Here is a 15,460-nt window from a genome sequence, read left to right on the forward strand (position 1 = left end):
GGACATAGAAAAAGAAAACTTGATTGCTGCTAAAATCAATGGTAGAATCACGAAGAAGGATATAAAAAACCCATCCGCTAATCCACAATATCATCGAAAAAAGTCATAAAATTTGTAGGCGAAAAAAATAGCAGGAATGGGTCGTTAAAGCTACTCATTTCTTTACCGGTTCAGAAGTCAAATATTTTGACCTTCAGGATAAGGAACAAGCAAAAAACTGGATACAAATAACTAAGGATATGAAAAAACTAAAAATCAAAATTCCCGTAATCCTTCCACAGGTACCTAATGAAAAAGACGCTTGTGTGGAAAGGCTAATTAAGGAACTGGAAGCCGAAAATGGCCTTGAAAAAGTCCACATAGCGGATGATCAGGAAGATACGGTGCCACAATTGTGCTTTCATTACGATCCGGATATAATTTCTATTGACCGCATTCAATCATTGGCAGAAAGAACCGGGGCTGAAATTACCGCGAAATATGGACATTTGCTTATAGAGGTTGAGGGGATTAGACATACCCGGCATGCAAGGACTATAGAAAAGAGTCTGTTGAATATCAATGGTGTTTTGGAAGCTTCCGCCAATGCCGGAGGAATGATCCGTTTAGAATATGATAAACGGGAAACAAGTTTTGATGAGATAACTACAAAGCTCGAAAAAGAAAACCTACAAGTTAAAAAAAGCTCCTCTGCTGAGAATAAGGGCTTTAAATCTGCCGAAAAGAATCCTCAAAATTTAAATAAAGAAAAGGTAAGGGATATAGAAGAACAAAAGCATAAAGATACTGATCTCCAGAATCATAGAGAAGCGGATAGCCACGGGGCCGGGGAAGAACATTCCCACGCCCACGGAGGTATTTTTGGGAAAAACACCGAACTTATTTTTGCTATTATTTGTGGTGCTCTTTTGGGTATTGGTTTTGGTTTGTCCTACGTAACATCAATACCGGAATGGGTCAGCTTATCCCTATACATAGGTGCCTACTTTTTTGGAGGTTACTTTACAGCAAAAGAAGCCATACAGACCGTAGCCAAAGGTGGATTTGAAATTGATTTTCTCATGTTGGTCGCAGCTATAGGAGCAGCTATTCTTGGGGAATGGGCTGAAGGAGCTTTGTTATTATTTCTCTTTAGCCTGGGGCATGCCTTGGAGCATTATGCAATGAACAAAGCACGAAAATCTATAGCTGCACTGGCAGAACTGGCGCCAAAAACAGCTTTGGTTAAGAAAAATGGTAAAACGGAAGAAGTTGGTATCGAAAAACTCAATATTGGGGATATCATTGTGGTGAAACCAAATAGTAAAATATCTGCAGATGGCGTAGTGGTAGATGGGCAGAGTAGTGTTAACCAGGCTCCAATAACCGGGGAGAGTGTACCGGTAGATAAAGTTCCCGTAGAAGATGTTGAGAAGGATTACTCAGAGGTAGATGATATTAAAGATGAAAACCGCGTTTTTGCCGGAACGATCAATGGGAACAATACTTTGGAGATTAAAGTTATCAAAGCAGCCAAAGATTCAACGCTTTCCCGATTGGTGAAACTGGTTAACGAAGCTCAGACTCAAAAATCGCCTACCCAGTTGCTCACCGATAAATTTGAAAAATATTTTGTGCCGTCCGTCCTTATTTTGGTCGGGATTCTTTTGTTTGCTTTTTTAGTTATTGACGAACCCTTTAGCGCCAGCTTTTACAGGGCGATGGCCGTATTAGTAGCTGCAAGTCCCTGTGCGTTGGCAATCTCGACCCCAAGTGCTGTATTAAGTGGAGTGGCCAGAGCTGCCCGTGGCGGGGTATTAATTAAAGGAGGGCGCCCTCTGGAGGACCTGGGGGTTATTACCGCCCTAGCCTTTGATAAAACCGGAACTCTAACGGAAGGAAAGCCAAAACTTACCCAAGTGGTGCCACTTGGGGATATTTCAGACAATGAACTTCTCAAAATAGCAGTAGCCGTGGAAGGTCTTAGTGATCACCCCCTGGCCAAAGCTGTAGTTCGTGATGGAAAAGAGCGTCTGGAAGGCGAGGAAATCCCAAATGCCTCTAATTTAGAGGCAGTTCTGGGTAAAGGGATTAAAGCATCATTTGGCAATGATAAAATCTATATAGGTAACCTCGACCTGTACGAAGGGCTTGATGAGAGTACACCTTCCGAAAAAATAGCTACGAAAGTGCGTGGTCTTGAAGGTGGTGGAAATACAACAATGCTTATACGAAAAAATGAAGAATATATAGGCATCATTGCATTAATGGATACCCCTCGTGAAGCCGCCAAGGGAACCCTTAAAAAATTAAAAGAAATAGGAATTAAACGAATGATCATGCTTACTGGTGATAACCAGAAGGTAGCAGACGCAGTAGCAGAAGAAATAGGATTGACCGATGCCTGGGGTAGTTTATTACCGGAAGAAAAAGTGGATGCTATAAAAGAATTAAAAGAAAAGGAATCCAAGGTGGCAATGGTGGGCGATGGCGTTAATGATGCCCCTGCCATGGCAAACAGCACTGTAGGAATAGCTATGGGTGCTGCGGGAAGTGATGTAGCCCTGGAAACGGCGGATATTGCGCTAATGGCCGATAAGTTGGAAACCCTGCCCTTTGCCATAGGTTTAAGCAGGAAGGCAAAGGCGATTATCAGGCAAAACCTTTGGGTTAGCCTTGGTATTGTGGCCCTGCTTATACCTTCAACCATATTCGGCTTGGCAAATATTGGAGTGGCGGTAGTAATCCATGAAGGTTCGACGCTTCTGGTGGTTTTTAATGCGTTAAGGCTTTTGGCTTATAAAAAAGATTAGATCCGGACTTAGACTGTTTTTCGAAAGAATATAAAATGACAAAAACGGAAAAAAAATTATCGTCAAAAGGGATACGTCCCACTGAAATGAGGTTGAAAATTTACAAATACCTCAAAAGGAAAACTTATGCAGTAAGTTTAAATGAAATGCAAAAAGTCTTTATCAATAAAAATATCAAAACAGCCAATAAGACCACTTTCTACAGGGCGATAAAGCTCTTTGAGAAAAAAAGCATGGTGCACCAAATTGACGATGGAACTGCTTTTGCAAAATATGCGATTTCCGATGAAAACGCCAAAGGTAAACACAGTACAGATTTACATATGCACTTTCATTGTACCAATTGTAAGAAAACAATCTGTTTACCAAATAAAATATCGGAAGAGAGTTTGCCAAACCAGTATGAGGTGAACGATGTGAACCTAGTTTTAAAAGGGATATGTAAAAACTGTAGTAAAAAATAATAGGTGGGAGTGCCTTAAGCCTGAATCCCAGCCCCCAATGGTCAAGCTTAAGGTTTTTTCCACCGTAACTAACTTAAAAAAATGTGAATATGGAAAAATTTGATGTAACTATAATAGGATCTGGCCCGGGCGGGTATGTAAGTGCGATCCGTTGCGCCCAATTAGGATTAAAAGTAGCCATTATTGAAAGGTACAACACGCTTGGCGGCACCTGCCTTAACGTGGGCTGTATCCCGTCAAAAGCCTGGTTGGAAGCCTCTGAGCATTATTACAAACTCAAGCATCAATTCGAAAATTTTGGGATTGATGTTAAAGAGGCCAATGTCGATATCCTGAAAATGAACCAAAGGGTTCAGGATGTGGTACAGGAAATCATCAATGGTGTTGATTATCTGATGAAAAAGAACAAGGTTGCCGTCTATCAAGGCCACGGCACCATCAAGGACAAAAACACGATTGAGATTAAGGGCGGGGACAAAACGGAAACCATAACAACCGATAAAATCATCATTGCCACAGGGTCCAAACCCGCTTCACTGCCCAATATTAAAATAGACAAAAAGCGTATCATCTCTTCCACCGAAGCCCTTGCCCTACAGGAAATCCCCAAGCACTTAATGGTCGTTGGGGGTGGCGTTATCGGTGTTGAGATAGGTTCCGTATTCGCCCGCCTGGGTTCAAAGGTTTCCATAGTAGAATATTTTGATAGCCTTATCGCCACTATGGACGGCGCACTGGGACATCAATTGCACCGTTCCCTTAGAAAACAGGGAATTGATTTTTATTTGGAACATAAGGTGACAAACGCAACGGCAACTGAGGATAAAGTAGAATTGAAAGCGGAAAATCTTTCCGATAAAGAAGAAATGAGTTTAGATGGCGATTACTGTCTTATGGCCATTGGCCGAAAACCATACACCGCCAGTTTAGGGCTTGAAAATATAGGAGTGGAAACCAATGAGAAAGGACAGATAACGGTAGATAAAAACCTTGAAACCAATGTCAAGGGTGTGTATGCCATTGGGGATGTAATCCGGGGGGCAATGCTTGCCCATAAAGCCAGTGAAGAAGGCGTTTTTGTAGCCGAAAGCATAGCAGGTCAAAAGCCACATATCAATTATTCCCTTATCCCAAATATCGTGTACACCCAGCCTGAGGTCGCCGGTGTAGGCTTGACGGAAGAAGAACTGAAGAAGACCAATAGAAGTATAAAAACGGGCTCTTTTCCCTATAAGGCAAACGCACGGGCGAAGATAAGTATGGATACGGATGGTTTTATCAAGGTAATCGCAGATAAGGAAACCGATGAGATATTGGGCGTGCATATGATAGGCCCTCGCATAGCAGACAGTTATACCGAAGCGGTGGTAGCGATGGAATTTAGGGCGGCTGCCGAGGATATTGCAAGAATGTCACACGGTCACCCCACATTTTCCGAGACCTTTAAGGAGGCCTGTCTGGCAGCTACCGAAGACAGGGCGTTGCATATTTAAAGTTGACCTAACAGTAAGTTCTTAAAAATTAAGACGCTACTGAGCTTTTTGAAATATTAAGGTTTAAGTAATGAACTCAAAAAACAGATAAGATAAAATGGGGCAATCAGTTCGAAATCAATCCACTATTGGGTATATCAGGGAAACGGCAACAAAGTTCCTCGACAGGGAAACAGCTGGGGGGATTTTTTTAATAATTGCTACTATAGTTGCCCTTCTTTTAGCTAATTCAAAGTGGGCAGGTGCCTATCATCATTTTCTTGGCGATGAATTGCTTTTTGAATTTTCCGAGCATCTTAGTTTTGGGCTAACAATTGAAGAATGGATCAATGATGGCCTAATGGCAATTTTCTTTTTGGTTGCCGGCCTTGAATTGAAGAGGGAGGTTATGGTGGGGGAATTATCTTCAATTAAAAAAGCCTCAGCCCCATTGTTGGCAGCTTTAGGTGGCATGGCAGTTCCGGCCCTCATTTTTATTAGCCTAAATTTAGGCACTGAAAATATAAAGGGTTGGGGCATCCCTATGGCTACCGATATCGCATATTCACTAGGGATTATTGGCCTACTGGGAAAAAATGTCCCCAGGCAGTTAAAAACATTTTTAATAGCCCTCGCTATTGCTGACGATATAGGTGCCATATTGGTGATAGCATTGTTTTATAGCAACGAGTTGAGCTGGATATACCTTGGATCGGGCATGGGGGCATTTGGGTTATTATTATTAATGAATTGGACTGGGATCAAAAATTTGATTTGGTATATTATTATTGGGATCATCTTATGGTATTGCTTCCTTAATTCGGGGATCCATCCAACTATTGCGGGAGTACTTTTTGCCATTACCATTCCAATAGTGCCCAAATTAGACAGTAAAATATTAAAAGAAAGGACCGCCACAAACGTTACTAATCTTGAGAAAACAGAGCTGGAAAAATTAAATCCTCTTCAGGATAAAAAACAACAAATAATTTTAAAAGCTATTAAAACAGATACTGAGAATTCAAGGCCTCCTTTGCTCAAACTGGAAAATTCCCTTGTTGATTTCAATGCTTTCTTTATCATTCCAATTTTTGCAGTCGCGAATGCGGGAGTAAAGCTCGATGTAAATTTAATTGAGGTTGTTTCCGGTTCTTTAGGGCTGGGGATCCTTTTGGGATTAGCTATTGGGAAAGTAACAGGGATTGGTATTTTTACATTGATCGGGCAAAAACTTGGAGTTTCCGAATTACATATTACACTAAACTGGAAACATATAATTGGAATTGGTATGATCGCGGGAATTGGCTTTACCATGTCCCTTTTTATTACCAATCTCGCATTTAATGATCAGGAATTGATTAAAATTTCGAAAATAAGCATTTTGATAGCTTCATTACTTGCAGCTATTGGCGGTGCGGTAATTCTCTTATTAACTTCCAATAAAGGAAGGAAAAATATAGTTAAGTGATATGGGAGAAATGAACAAAAGTACTTTTATAGTAAGTCAAATGGACTGTCCTTCAGAAGAACAGATGATCCGGATGAAATTGGAATCTTATGCTCAAGTGAAATATTTGGATTTTGATATACCCAATCGAAAACTTGAAGTATATCACCTTGAAGGGAATGAGGAAATCAAAGCCTCGATTTCAGAATTAAAATTAGGTGATAAATTTATGGGGACCGAAGAAGCCGAGCCTCCCGTAATAGAAGACCAATCCAAACAGAAAACAATCCTTTGGTGGGTCCTGGGGATAAATTTCGGCTTTTTCATTATCGAAATGACCACGGGGTGGATTTCTTCTTCTATGGGCCTAATTGCAGATTCTTTGGATATGCTGGCAGATTCGATAGTATATGCGCTAAGTTTATTTGCAGTAGGTGGTGCCATTTCCAGAAAAAAGAAGGTGGCAAAATTCAGCGGCTACTTTCAAATTGCATTGGCAACACTTGGTTTTGCAGAGGTATTAAGAAGGTTTTTTACAAGTAGTGAAACACCAATGTTCGAATGGATGATCATAGTTTCCATTTTAGCCTTACTGGGGAACCTTATTTCGCTCTGGTTGATAAATAAGGCCAAAAGTAAGGAGGCGCATATGCAGGCCAGTGCTATTTTTACGTCCAATGATATCATCGTAAACGGCGGGGTGATACTGGCCGGGGTGCTGGTCTATTTTCTGGATAGCAAATGGCCCGATTTGGTAATTGGCGGCATCGTTTTCACGTTTGTAATGCGGGGCGCCATAAGAATTTTAAAATTATCTAAATAATGCAAATATATGTTGCACAAGACGTTGGGCAAGAATAAGGAAATTATGAATAAAAGTAGTGTAGCATTATTAATTTTACTGTTGTTGGTAATAGACCAGGCCATAAAGATTTATGTGAAGACCCATTTTTATTATGGCGAGGAATATTTTGTGTTTGGCCTGGATTGGTTTCGCTTACATTTTTTGGAGAATGCCGGCATGGCCTGGGGCTTTAAATTTGGCGAAGGTTATCTGGCCAAATTTGTTTTAATACTATTTCGCTTCGTAGCCGTTATTTGGGGGACCTTTTATATCAAAAAGATGATACGTGAAGGATATGCAAAAGTCTTTATAATCTGTGCCGCATTTATATACGCAGGTGCATTGGGCAATTTGATTGACGGTGCATTTTACGGACTGATTTTTGAAAAAAGTGATCCCGCACTTCGCAATATTGCAGAAATATTCTCCTCAGGCGGTGGTTATGCCGGATTTTTAAATGGCAATGTGGTGGATATGTGGTACTTCCCTATTATTGATACAAGGCTTCCGGAATGGCTGCCATTATGGGGAGGTAATGAATTTACTTTTTTCGACCCTGTATTCAATACCGCAGATGTTTGGATTAGCACGGGAGTGATTTTACTCCTGATCTTTCAAAGCCAACAAAAAAAAGACCAGAAAATATCGGATAAGAAAAAGTTGAAATATACTGAAAGTAACAGGACAATTATAAAAATCGATTAGTTATGAACGCTTGGCTTTGGGTAGTAGTATTGGGATTGGCAGCTTGGGCTGCCCATTGGGGTGCTGATCAACTCCTTACCCCTTTAAAGATGCTGCGCAAACAATGGGGGCTTACTGCTTCTGCAGGGGCAGCTTTCCTGGCTATTGTAACAGCGAGCCCTGAAGTGGCGATAAATATTACGAGCGCCGCCCGTGGGGTATCTGATATCGGGTTGGGGAATTTGCTTGGTTCCAATATCATTTCCATTCCGCTCATGGTAACCATTGCATACTTTGCTTCCAGAAGAAAGTTTAAAAACAATAAGGAGCATCAAAAACATTTGGATGCCAACCTGCTGGCCCTGAACAAACGTTCCGTCTCGGTATTATCTATCCCCTATCTGGTAATTATCGGGTTGGTGGCTATATTAACGCTTCCCAAAGCCTGGCGTGGATTACAACCCATTGATGGGTGGATCATGCTGGCTGCCTATGCGGCTTTTTTAACGCATGCCATTATAAAAGGCAGGGAAAAGGGTCAGAAGGTAGAATGGGATAAAAAGAAAATATGGCTTTCGGTTGCAGGGGCCCTGGCCATAGCCGTGGGGGCTTTTTTTATTGTAAAAGCTACCGAAAATATTGTTTCGGCACTGAATATTTCCGAAATTGTTGGAGGGTTGTTTATCACCGGAATTATGACTACCGCCCCTGAAATATTCAAAACATGGAGTGTGGTAAAGGGAGGTGAAGTGACTGCGGGTACCACCAGTGTGATTGCAGATAATGCCGTTACCATGACAGTGGCATTTTTCCCCCTGGCACTGGTAACGACCCCAATCGAAGATTTCCAGTTGTTTTGGGTCAACCTGGCTTTTGTAGGACTGATGCCGCTTTTATATTCAGTATTTGTCCATCAAAGCAAGGAACTTCACGGGTTCAGCAGATGGCAGATATTCGTTTTCGATGCAGCGTATATTGTATATCTTTTAACTATGGTGTTTTTTGTTCTAAAACTATTTTAAAAAATGAAGGAGGATTTATTTAAGGATTACCAGGAGAGGCTTAATGTGCTGGATGAAAATATTAGAGCAGTAGCATTAAAATATGCAAGGGATTTCTATTTGAACAAAAATTGTTCAAAAGAAGAGGCTATTGAGCGTGGCATCGTAAAGGCAGAGATGGAAAAAAGGAATTTAGATAGAAATGGATAATATATTACTAATAGTATTATGGCAGAATTAAAAAAATCTCTGGGTACTCTTCGCCTTACTTTTTATGGTGTAGGTACCATTGTTGGTGCTGGAATATATACTGTAATTGGTGCAGCCGCTGGACAGGCGGGAACAGACCTTTGGTTGAGTTTTATTTTTGCCGCCATTGCGGCCAGTGTCTCGGCAATGTCGTATGCAGAGCTGTCCTCTACCTATCCTAATGCCGGTGCAGAATTCATTTTTGTACGGAAAGCTTTTCCAAAAATCGACATTCCATCTTTTCTAACAGGTTGGACGATTGCATTTCACAGTTCGGCCACCATCGCCGCGGTGCTACTTGCTTTTTCAGGGTATTTCAATACGTTTTTTAACATCCCTTCCTTACTGGTTAGCTATGCTGTGCTACTGATTCTTGCATTTATAAGCATTACGGGCATCAAAAAATCATCTACCGCCAATATCATTATGGTCAGTATTCAGCTATTGGGATTGTTTATTCTTATTGCGGTCGGACTTTTGGAAACAGGACCACCAAAATCAGAATTTTTTAAAGTGGAGTCCTTTTCCGGCACCCTGGCAGCGACTGCTACCTTATTTTTTGTTTATACCGGCTTTGAGCATATGGCAGCATTGGGTTCCGAGGTAAAAAATCCGGGCAAGACGATTCCGAGGGCATTTTTATTGACAATGGTGTTTACCACAATTATATACCTACTAATATCTTTTACGGTACTCAATATAAGTGACCCCGCAGAAATAGCAAAGGTAAATTCCCCATTGTCGCTGGCCGCTTCAAATTTAAATTCCTGGTTGCCCGTAGCCCTGGCAGTTGCGGCACTTTTTGCTACGGCTAATGCGGCTTTTAGTGGCATTATTTCCATTAGCAGGTTGCTTTTCGGTATGGCAAGCGTGGGCGAGCTTCCAAAATTTATGACCAAGACCAATGCACAGAAAGTACCCTGGGTAACTACACTGGTGGTTATGGCTGCGGTAGCGGCATTTTTGTTATTGGGAGATATTAAAATTGTCGCAGGAATGTCCTCTTTAGGGGCGTTACTCGTTTTTGTAGCTGTGAATATTGCACTCATCGTTTTGCGTTATAAAGCACCTGACAAAGAAAGACCTTTTAAAGTTCCCCTTTCCATAGGGAAAGTACCTATCCTACCCATTTTGGCCATAATTATTAGCCTGTCTCTGGTAGTTCAGTTTAACTGGCAGGTGTATGTTGCTTTTGTGGGAGCAATTATAGTGGGCATCGTGCTGGATTATTTTTTGGACAAAAAGTCAAAGAATGAGATGGATCCCGAAAAAGAAAAAGAACTGTTCAACCATTAAAATGAAGCTATGGAATGGACCTTTGAAGAATTTAAAACCAGTTTGGATGGCCTCCATCCTGCAGTGAAGCAAAAAGCCCTGGAAATTGCTAAAAGTCTGGTTATAGAAAAGAATTATACTAAGGGAAATGCCATAAAAGAAGGAATTATGAAAGCTGAAGAATGGTTTTACGATTTAGGCGGTTAATAATTAATAAAAATAGATATGTTACAAATTATAGAGATTTCAGGAGATAATATTATTGCAACCAGAGCATCGGGAGATTTATCCGAAATGGATATTGAGAAGGTACATCCCATTATTCATGCTATTTTGGACAAAGGATTAAACGTACGCTGGTATTTTGAAATGGAGAATTTTACCGGCTGGGATTTTCCAGGCCTGTGGGAAGATCTAAAAATGGATACTGCCCACGCAAAAGATTATGAAAAAATCGCCATGGTAGGTGATAAAAAATGGCAGGACTGGATTACAAAGTTCATGAAACCTTTTACCAATGCTGAAGTAAAATATTTTGACTTAGAGGAAAAGGAGATTGCCAAAAAGTGGATTAAACAATAAAGCTTTTATTTAAACAATTAATTGAAAAACTGAATGTATAATTAAAATTAAAAAACCATGAAAATAATAGTTCCGATTGATTTTAGTCAAAGTTCCAAAATTGGAGTTGAGTATGCCATAAAGGTGGCCGAATCTTTAAATTCAGAAATTATCTTTGTTCATGCCTATTCTGAAGGTTATCAATATGCCGGATACGGGGCTATAGTTTATCCGGTTCCCGACAACTTTAGTTCTTATCAGAAATTGTACAAAGAAAAAATGCTGGAATTTCTCGAAAATTTTCCACGTCTGGCGACAATAAAATATAAGAGTATGGTAGCCCCAGGAAGACCTTCAGATATAATTTATCAATTAGCAACAGAAGAAAAAGCAGGTTTGATAATTATGGGGACAGAAGGTGCAGGTGAGGTAGAAGGTTACCTTGCAGGAACTACCAGTGAAAAAGTGAGCAAGGATGTACCCTGCCCTGTGCTGGTTGTACCTGAAGATTTAGAAACTTTTGGTTTAAAAAGAATTTGTCTGGCGCTGGATTCAGATAATCTGAAACCTGATAGGGAACTAAAGGTTCTGGCTGATCTATTAAAGGCATTTAACGCGCGCCTTTTTATATTTCATTTTGCTAAAAGTAAAGATGAAGTTATTAAAGAACAGGAGATAAAAAACTATTATGAGGAGTTTTTTAATCTACAGAATATTTCTGTTCACCTTTTTTCCGAAGGGAAAACTGAAGATAAAATAACCGGTTTTTTGAAAGATAATGCCATAGATATTTTGGCGCTACTTTACAGGAAACATGCCTTTATAGAAAAACTAACTGAACTGGGGCTGAGACGGAAAATGATTTTCAAATCAGAAGTTCCTGTACTTATTTTAAAATGATAGTAGGATTGAAAACAAATCTGCATTTTTAAGTTTATGAAGTCACTATTTTTTAGAAATTAACTGAATTCCTGAGCTTCATACCTTCAGTAAGACCACAGAATTATTTGTGAAATATTCCTATGGTATCCTAGGTGCCCTAAATTAAGGCAATTGTAAGACTACAGTACAATGAATTTTTATCTAATTAGAGGGAATAAACCCTTTTTAAAGCGATAAGTTTGCAATTTACCCAAAAGAAAGTGTAGAAGAAAAATGTCAAAATATAGGAGAAATAGAAGAAAGAAGAAGGGTCAAAAATCTTCCCGGAATAAAATAACTAAAAAAGAAAAGCTTTTTGGAATTTTTTCATTAATCCTTTTGGTCATTGCATCATTTTTATTGTATTTTTTTGTCTTAAAAGACTTTATTCATAAGCCCTGATTATTTAAAAATGTTTACCTACCAACTTTTTCTTAATCTAATGATTCTATGGAATTCATTATTTTTCTTTTTAAAAGTTGAAGTTTTAAGAGGCGTAGAAAATTGACCTTTTGTAAACAAAATACTTCAATTAAAAACCGATTCCCTGTAATATAAGGAATCGGGAGTTCTCTGGTATTTCAATTCAAGTACTTCTAAAGGAGGGGCGACCAGAATTATACTCATATTATTGAGAACCTTCATAATACTCCTAATAGGTAGGCTGTCTCATAGGAGTAAATACAAAGCTTCCAAGTTAGAAACTTTAAACGTACAAACGAGGTTTTCGCCGTTGGTAAATCTTTTAAGAAGCTTAATACTATATATTCCTACAACTTTAAAAATATATTCTTAAGATAATAACTTTCAATATTTAGATTATTAAAAAATAAATTTTAGATTTGTCTAAATAATATTTTAGGTAATGAAAATAGAATGGTTAAGTCTAATTATTTTTATCGCTTTTTTTACATCCTGTGAAAAATTAGCTGATGAATATGGTCCTGTTCCTCCAAAGGAAAATGAACTTCTTGATGGCCCTGTAGAAGGATTATCAGTTGAAGAGCAGATTCAGTTCTTGAATGGGGATATAGCGTTCAATGATGAAGTATTTACCGCAGAAACTGGACTCGGCCCCGTTTTCGTAGGTACTAGCTGTGTTAGTTGTCATTCTGGGGATGGTAAAGGTCACCCGTTTAATCAATTTATAAGATTCGGTCAAAGTGATACTTTAGGAAATCCTTTTGCAGACTTTGGGGATGGTAAAAATCAATTACAGAATAAAGCAATTCAGGGGTTTCAGCCTGAAAAGCTACCTCCAGGAGCACCCTTCACAACCTTGGTTGCGCCTGCGGTCACAGGATTAGGTTTTTTGGATGCTGTTCCAGATGAAAGTATACTTTCTCTAGCCGATCCTTATGATGAGAATGGCGACGGAATAAGTGGTAGAGCTCATTTCGCATATCCTCCTGAATATGTTCAAATTCGGCCAAATAGTATTTCACGTGGAGGTAAATATATTTTTAGGTTTGGTAAAAAGGCAATTAGTTATGACTTATTGCATCAAACAGTAGGTGCGTATAATCAAGATATAGGTATTACATCATTATTTGAACCTATAGATCCTTATAGCGGGCTGGAAGAGGACCCGGAAATCAGTACTCAGGTAGTTAACGAGGTGGTTTTTTATTTAAAAACCTTAAAAGCTCCGATACCTCGAAATCAAAATGATCCTGATGTTGTATCTGGCAAACAAATTTTTTCCCGAATTCAATGTGCTGCCTGCCATACCCCAAGCATGAAAACGGGATATTCGCCTATCGAAGCACTATCTAATAAAGGATTTCATCCCTATACAGATTTACTACTTCATGATATGGGTCCTGGTCTGGACGATGGATATACCGAAGGTTTTGCTGAAACATCCGAATGGAGAACCCCTCCGCTATGGGGAATTGGCCTTTCTGAAAACTCACAAGGAGGAGGTTTGTTTCTTTTACATGATGGCAGGGCAAGAAGTATTGAGGAAGCCATTTTGATGCATGGCGGTGAAGCCAAAAATTCAAGGGATGAGTTCAATGCCCTATCGAATCAGGAAAAAAAGCAACTACTTGAATTTATAAATTCATTATGATGAAAAGAAAAAAATTTATCCAAACCCTTTCCTCTGTTGCTATAACAATACCAAGTTTAGGTTTTTTACATTCATGCAGTGGAATTTACTATGCTACAGCAAAGGAAGAGGTAGATAAGTTAACCATAGCGAAGCATGAGTTTATTCTTGAAAAAAATAACAAGGTGTCTAAAAGAGAGTTTGTCCTTATACAAAATAACAAATACAGATTCCCTATTTGTCTATATAAAGTTGGTGAAGACTATATAGCTTCCTTACTAAAATGCACTCATCGAGGGTGCGAGCTTAATGTTGGTGGGGGTATCTATAGTTGTCCTTGCCATGGAAGCCAATTTTCCAATGAAGGAACCGTATTACAAGGACCTGCTGAACAAAAACTAAAAACATTTCCAACGAAAACAGACGATGAAAACATCTATATTTTATTCTCCTAATTATTTGATCATTACCTTAATATTGTTCACCCTCAGTGGAAATTTAATAGCCCAAAACGAGGATGATATACTTAAAAGAACGAAGTCAGATACAACAGATACTCAACTTAACATGGATGCGGTATACAATCGACCAGCTCTAACAATAAATAAAGCTCCGGTATCTATTGGGGGATATCTTGAAGCCAATTCGATATATGCAGTGGAAGATGGATTGACAGAAGGATTATCTTTTCAAGCACGACGTTTAACATTATTTCTGTCTGCCTCAATTAACAAAAGAATTAAATTTTTAACGGAAGTAGAGTTTGAAGAGGGAGGTAAAGAGATTGCCATAGAATTTGCTGCTATGGATATCTCCTTTGATCCTCTTCTCAATTTACGAGGTGGAATAATCTTGAATCCAATCGGTGCTTTTAATCAAAATCACGATGGTCCTAAATGGGAGTTTGTAGAAAGACCTGATGTGGCAGTAAAATTACTACCCGCCACTTTTTCTAATGCAGGTTTTGGAATGTATGGTAAAACAAATACTGGAGATTGGATTATCGGATATGAAGCATACCTCTCAAATGGATTTGACAATAGTATAATTAATAATTCAAAAGATCGAACCTCTCTTTCATCCGTTAAAGAAAATGAAGAGCGTTTTGAAGAAAATTTCAGCGGTGACCCTTTAATTACTACAAAACTCGCTATAGGAAATAGAAATATAGGTGAGGTTGGTTTTTCTTATATGGGCGGTACATACAATCGTGTAATGGAAGATGGACTACAGATAGATGAAAAGAATAGGAGGGTGGATGTCTTCGCTATTGATCTTAGCACTACTATTGAATCAACCGGCACTTATATTGTTGGAGAAGGCGCTTATGTGTGGGTGGATGTGCCAAAAACATTTACGCAACAGTTTGGAAATAAACAAGCAGGATTTTTTCTGGATGTAGTTCAACCAGTGTTGCAAAAGAAAATGTTCGGTTGGGAAAATGCATCCTTAAACGTCTCCGCTCGGACAGATTATGTTGATTTTAATATTGGTAACTTCACTCAAACTAATACAAATATAGGGGATGATTTAATTGCGGTTACTCCTTCCATAAGTTTTAGACCGTCACCTGCAACGGTTTTAAGGTTGAATTATCGTTATCAGTGGCAGAATGACATTTTAAATAATCCAGCCACAAAAACGGCCACCTGGTACCTAGGTTTTAGCACCTATTTTTAAGAATGATATGCTTTTTT

The 15,460-nt window shown here is 39.1% G+C and carries 15 protein-coding genes; all 15 read left to right on the plus strand.

The genetic code is table 11. From position 1 onward, the window contains the following. Positions 1–239 precede the first annotated feature (239 nt). The 15 genes from AC2S94_RS06255 to AC2S94_RS06325 all read left to right on the plus strand — a co-directional run bounded on the left by AC2S94_RS06255 (position 240) and on the right by AC2S94_RS06325 (position 15,443). The gene (locus AC2S94_RS06255; RefSeq protein ID WP_057482987.1) at positions 240–2,792 is read left to right on the plus strand and encodes a heavy metal translocating P-type ATPase; all 2,553 of its coding nucleotides are present in this window, start codon (positions 240–242) and stop codon (positions 2,790–2,792) included. Between the two features lie 35 nt (positions 2,793–2,827). Further along, on the plus strand, positions 2,828–3,256 hold the full coding sequence (locus AC2S94_RS06260) for a Fur family transcriptional regulator (RefSeq protein ID WP_057482988.1): 429 nt from the start codon (positions 2,828–2,830) through the stop codon (positions 3,254–3,256). Positions 3,257–3,345: 89 nt separating this feature from the next. After that, positions 3,346–4,749, plus strand: a complete 1,404-nt coding sequence (gene lpdA / locus AC2S94_RS06265; protein WP_057482989.1) for a dihydrolipoyl dehydrogenase — start codon at positions 3,346–3,348, stop codon at positions 4,747–4,749. 97 nt (positions 4,750–4,846) lie between these two features. Then, positions 4,847–6,196: a Na+/H+ antiporter NhaA gene (gene nhaA / locus AC2S94_RS06270; protein WP_057482990.1), complete on the plus strand. Its 1,350-nt coding sequence runs from the start codon at positions 4,847–4,849 to the stop codon at positions 6,194–6,196. Between the two features lie 10 nt (positions 6,197–6,206). After that, positions 6,207–6,998: a cation efflux transmembrane domain-containing protein gene (locus AC2S94_RS06275; RefSeq protein WP_217806691.1), complete on the plus strand. Its 792-nt coding sequence runs from the start codon at positions 6,207–6,209 to the stop codon at positions 6,996–6,998. 45 nt (positions 6,999–7,043) lie between these two features. Beyond that, entirely contained in the window at positions 7,044–7,724 is a 681-nt protein-coding gene (locus tag AC2S94_RS06280) for a lipoprotein signal peptidase (RefSeq protein WP_041579156.1), read from the plus strand. 2 nt (positions 7,725–7,726) lie between these two features. Next, positions 7,727–8,725 carry a sodium:calcium antiporter gene (locus AC2S94_RS06285; RefSeq protein ID WP_013073444.1) on the plus strand — a complete coding sequence of 333 codons (999 nt, stop codon included), beginning with the start codon at positions 7,727–7,729 and terminating at the stop codon, positions 8,723–8,725. A 3-nt stretch (positions 8,726–8,728) separates the two neighbouring features. Continuing rightward, on the plus strand, positions 8,729–8,914 hold the full coding sequence (locus tag AC2S94_RS06290) for a hypothetical protein (RefSeq protein ID WP_013073443.1): 186 nt from the start codon (positions 8,729–8,731) through the stop codon (positions 8,912–8,914). An 18-nt stretch (positions 8,915–8,932) separates the two neighbouring features. Next, a complete protein-coding gene (locus tag AC2S94_RS06295) occupies positions 8,933–10,249 on the plus strand; it encodes an APC family permease (protein ID WP_013073442.1) in 1,317 nt (438 codons plus the stop codon). A gap of 9 nt (positions 10,250–10,258) precedes the next feature. Next, positions 10,259–10,435: a hypothetical protein gene (locus AC2S94_RS06300; RefSeq protein WP_013073441.1), complete on the plus strand. Its 177-nt coding sequence runs from the start codon at positions 10,259–10,261 to the stop codon at positions 10,433–10,435. An 18-nt stretch (positions 10,436–10,453) separates the two neighbouring features. Beyond that, the gene (locus AC2S94_RS06305) at positions 10,454–10,810 is read left to right on the plus strand and encodes a SpoIIAA family protein (protein ID WP_008615606.1); all 357 of its coding nucleotides are present in this window, start codon (positions 10,454–10,456) and stop codon (positions 10,808–10,810) included. Positions 10,811–10,867: 57 nt separating this feature from the next. After that, entirely contained in the window at positions 10,868–11,689 is an 822-nt protein-coding gene (locus AC2S94_RS06310; RefSeq protein WP_013073440.1) for a universal stress protein, read from the plus strand. 886 nt (positions 11,690–12,575) lie between these two features. Beyond that, positions 12,576–13,784, plus strand: a complete 1,209-nt coding sequence (locus AC2S94_RS06315; protein ID WP_013073438.1) for a di-heme oxidoredictase family protein — start codon at positions 12,576–12,578, stop codon at positions 13,782–13,784. After that, positions 13,781–14,218 (plus strand): QcrA and Rieske domain-containing protein, encoded by a 438-nt coding sequence (locus AC2S94_RS06320; RefSeq protein WP_013073437.1) that lies wholly within the window; start codon positions 13,781–13,783, stop codon positions 14,216–14,218. Before AC2S94_RS06315 ends, AC2S94_RS06320 begins: the two co-directional genes overlap by 4 nt. Further along, entirely contained in the window at positions 14,190–15,443 is a 1,254-nt protein-coding gene (locus AC2S94_RS06325; protein ID WP_037317188.1) for a hypothetical protein, read from the plus strand. The genes AC2S94_RS06320 and AC2S94_RS06325 overlap by 29 nt, the downstream gene beginning before the upstream one ends. Positions 15,444–15,460 lie beyond the last annotated feature (17 nt).

The sequence above is a fragment of the Christiangramia pacifica genome (assembly GCF_057221535.1).

What these genes read in the sequence shown, in the direction of transcription:
- AC2S94_RS06320 (WP_013073437.1), top strand. Translation starts at nt 13,781, where the DNA reads ATGATGAAAAGAAAAAAATTTATCCAAACCCTTTCCTCTGTTGCTATA.
- AC2S94_RS06295 (WP_013073442.1), top strand. Translation starts at nt 8,933, where the DNA reads ATGGCAGAATTAAAAAAATCTCTGGGTACTCTTCGCCTTACTTTTTAT.
- AC2S94_RS06255 (WP_057482987.1), top strand. Translation starts at nt 240, where the DNA reads ATGAAAAAACTAAAAATCAAAATTCCCGTAATCCTTCCACAGGTACCT.
- AC2S94_RS06285 (WP_013073444.1), top strand. Translation starts at nt 7,727, where the DNA reads ATGAACGCTTGGCTTTGGGTAGTAGTATTGGGATTGGCAGCTTGGGCT.
- AC2S94_RS06300 (WP_013073441.1), top strand. Translation starts at nt 10,259, where the DNA reads ATGGAATGGACCTTTGAAGAATTTAAAACCAGTTTGGATGGCCTCCAT.
- AC2S94_RS06290 (WP_013073443.1), top strand. Translation starts at nt 8,729, where the DNA reads ATGAAGGAGGATTTATTTAAGGATTACCAGGAGAGGCTTAATGTGCTG.
- lpdA (WP_057482989.1), top strand. Translation starts at nt 3,346, where the DNA reads ATGGAAAAATTTGATGTAACTATAATAGGATCTGGCCCGGGCGGGTAT.
- AC2S94_RS06315 (WP_013073438.1), top strand. Translation starts at nt 12,576, where the DNA reads ATGAAAATAGAATGGTTAAGTCTAATTATTTTTATCGCTTTTTTTACA.
- AC2S94_RS06305 (WP_008615606.1), top strand. Translation starts at nt 10,454, where the DNA reads ATGTTACAAATTATAGAGATTTCAGGAGATAATATTATTGCAACCAGA.
- AC2S94_RS06275 (WP_217806691.1), top strand. Translation starts at nt 6,207, where the DNA reads ATGAACAAAAGTACTTTTATAGTAAGTCAAATGGACTGTCCTTCAGAA.
- AC2S94_RS06260 (WP_057482988.1), top strand. Translation starts at nt 2,828, where the DNA reads ATGACAAAAACGGAAAAAAAATTATCGTCAAAAGGGATACGTCCCACT.
- AC2S94_RS06280 (WP_041579156.1), top strand. Translation starts at nt 7,044, where the DNA reads ATGAATAAAAGTAGTGTAGCATTATTAATTTTACTGTTGTTGGTAATA.
- AC2S94_RS06325 (WP_037317188.1), top strand. Translation starts at nt 14,190, where the DNA reads ATGAAAACATCTATATTTTATTCTCCTAATTATTTGATCATTACCTTA.
- AC2S94_RS06310 (WP_013073440.1), top strand. Translation starts at nt 10,868, where the DNA reads ATGAAAATAATAGTTCCGATTGATTTTAGTCAAAGTTCCAAAATTGGA.
- nhaA (WP_057482990.1), top strand. Translation starts at nt 4,847, where the DNA reads ATGGGGCAATCAGTTCGAAATCAATCCACTATTGGGTATATCAGGGAA.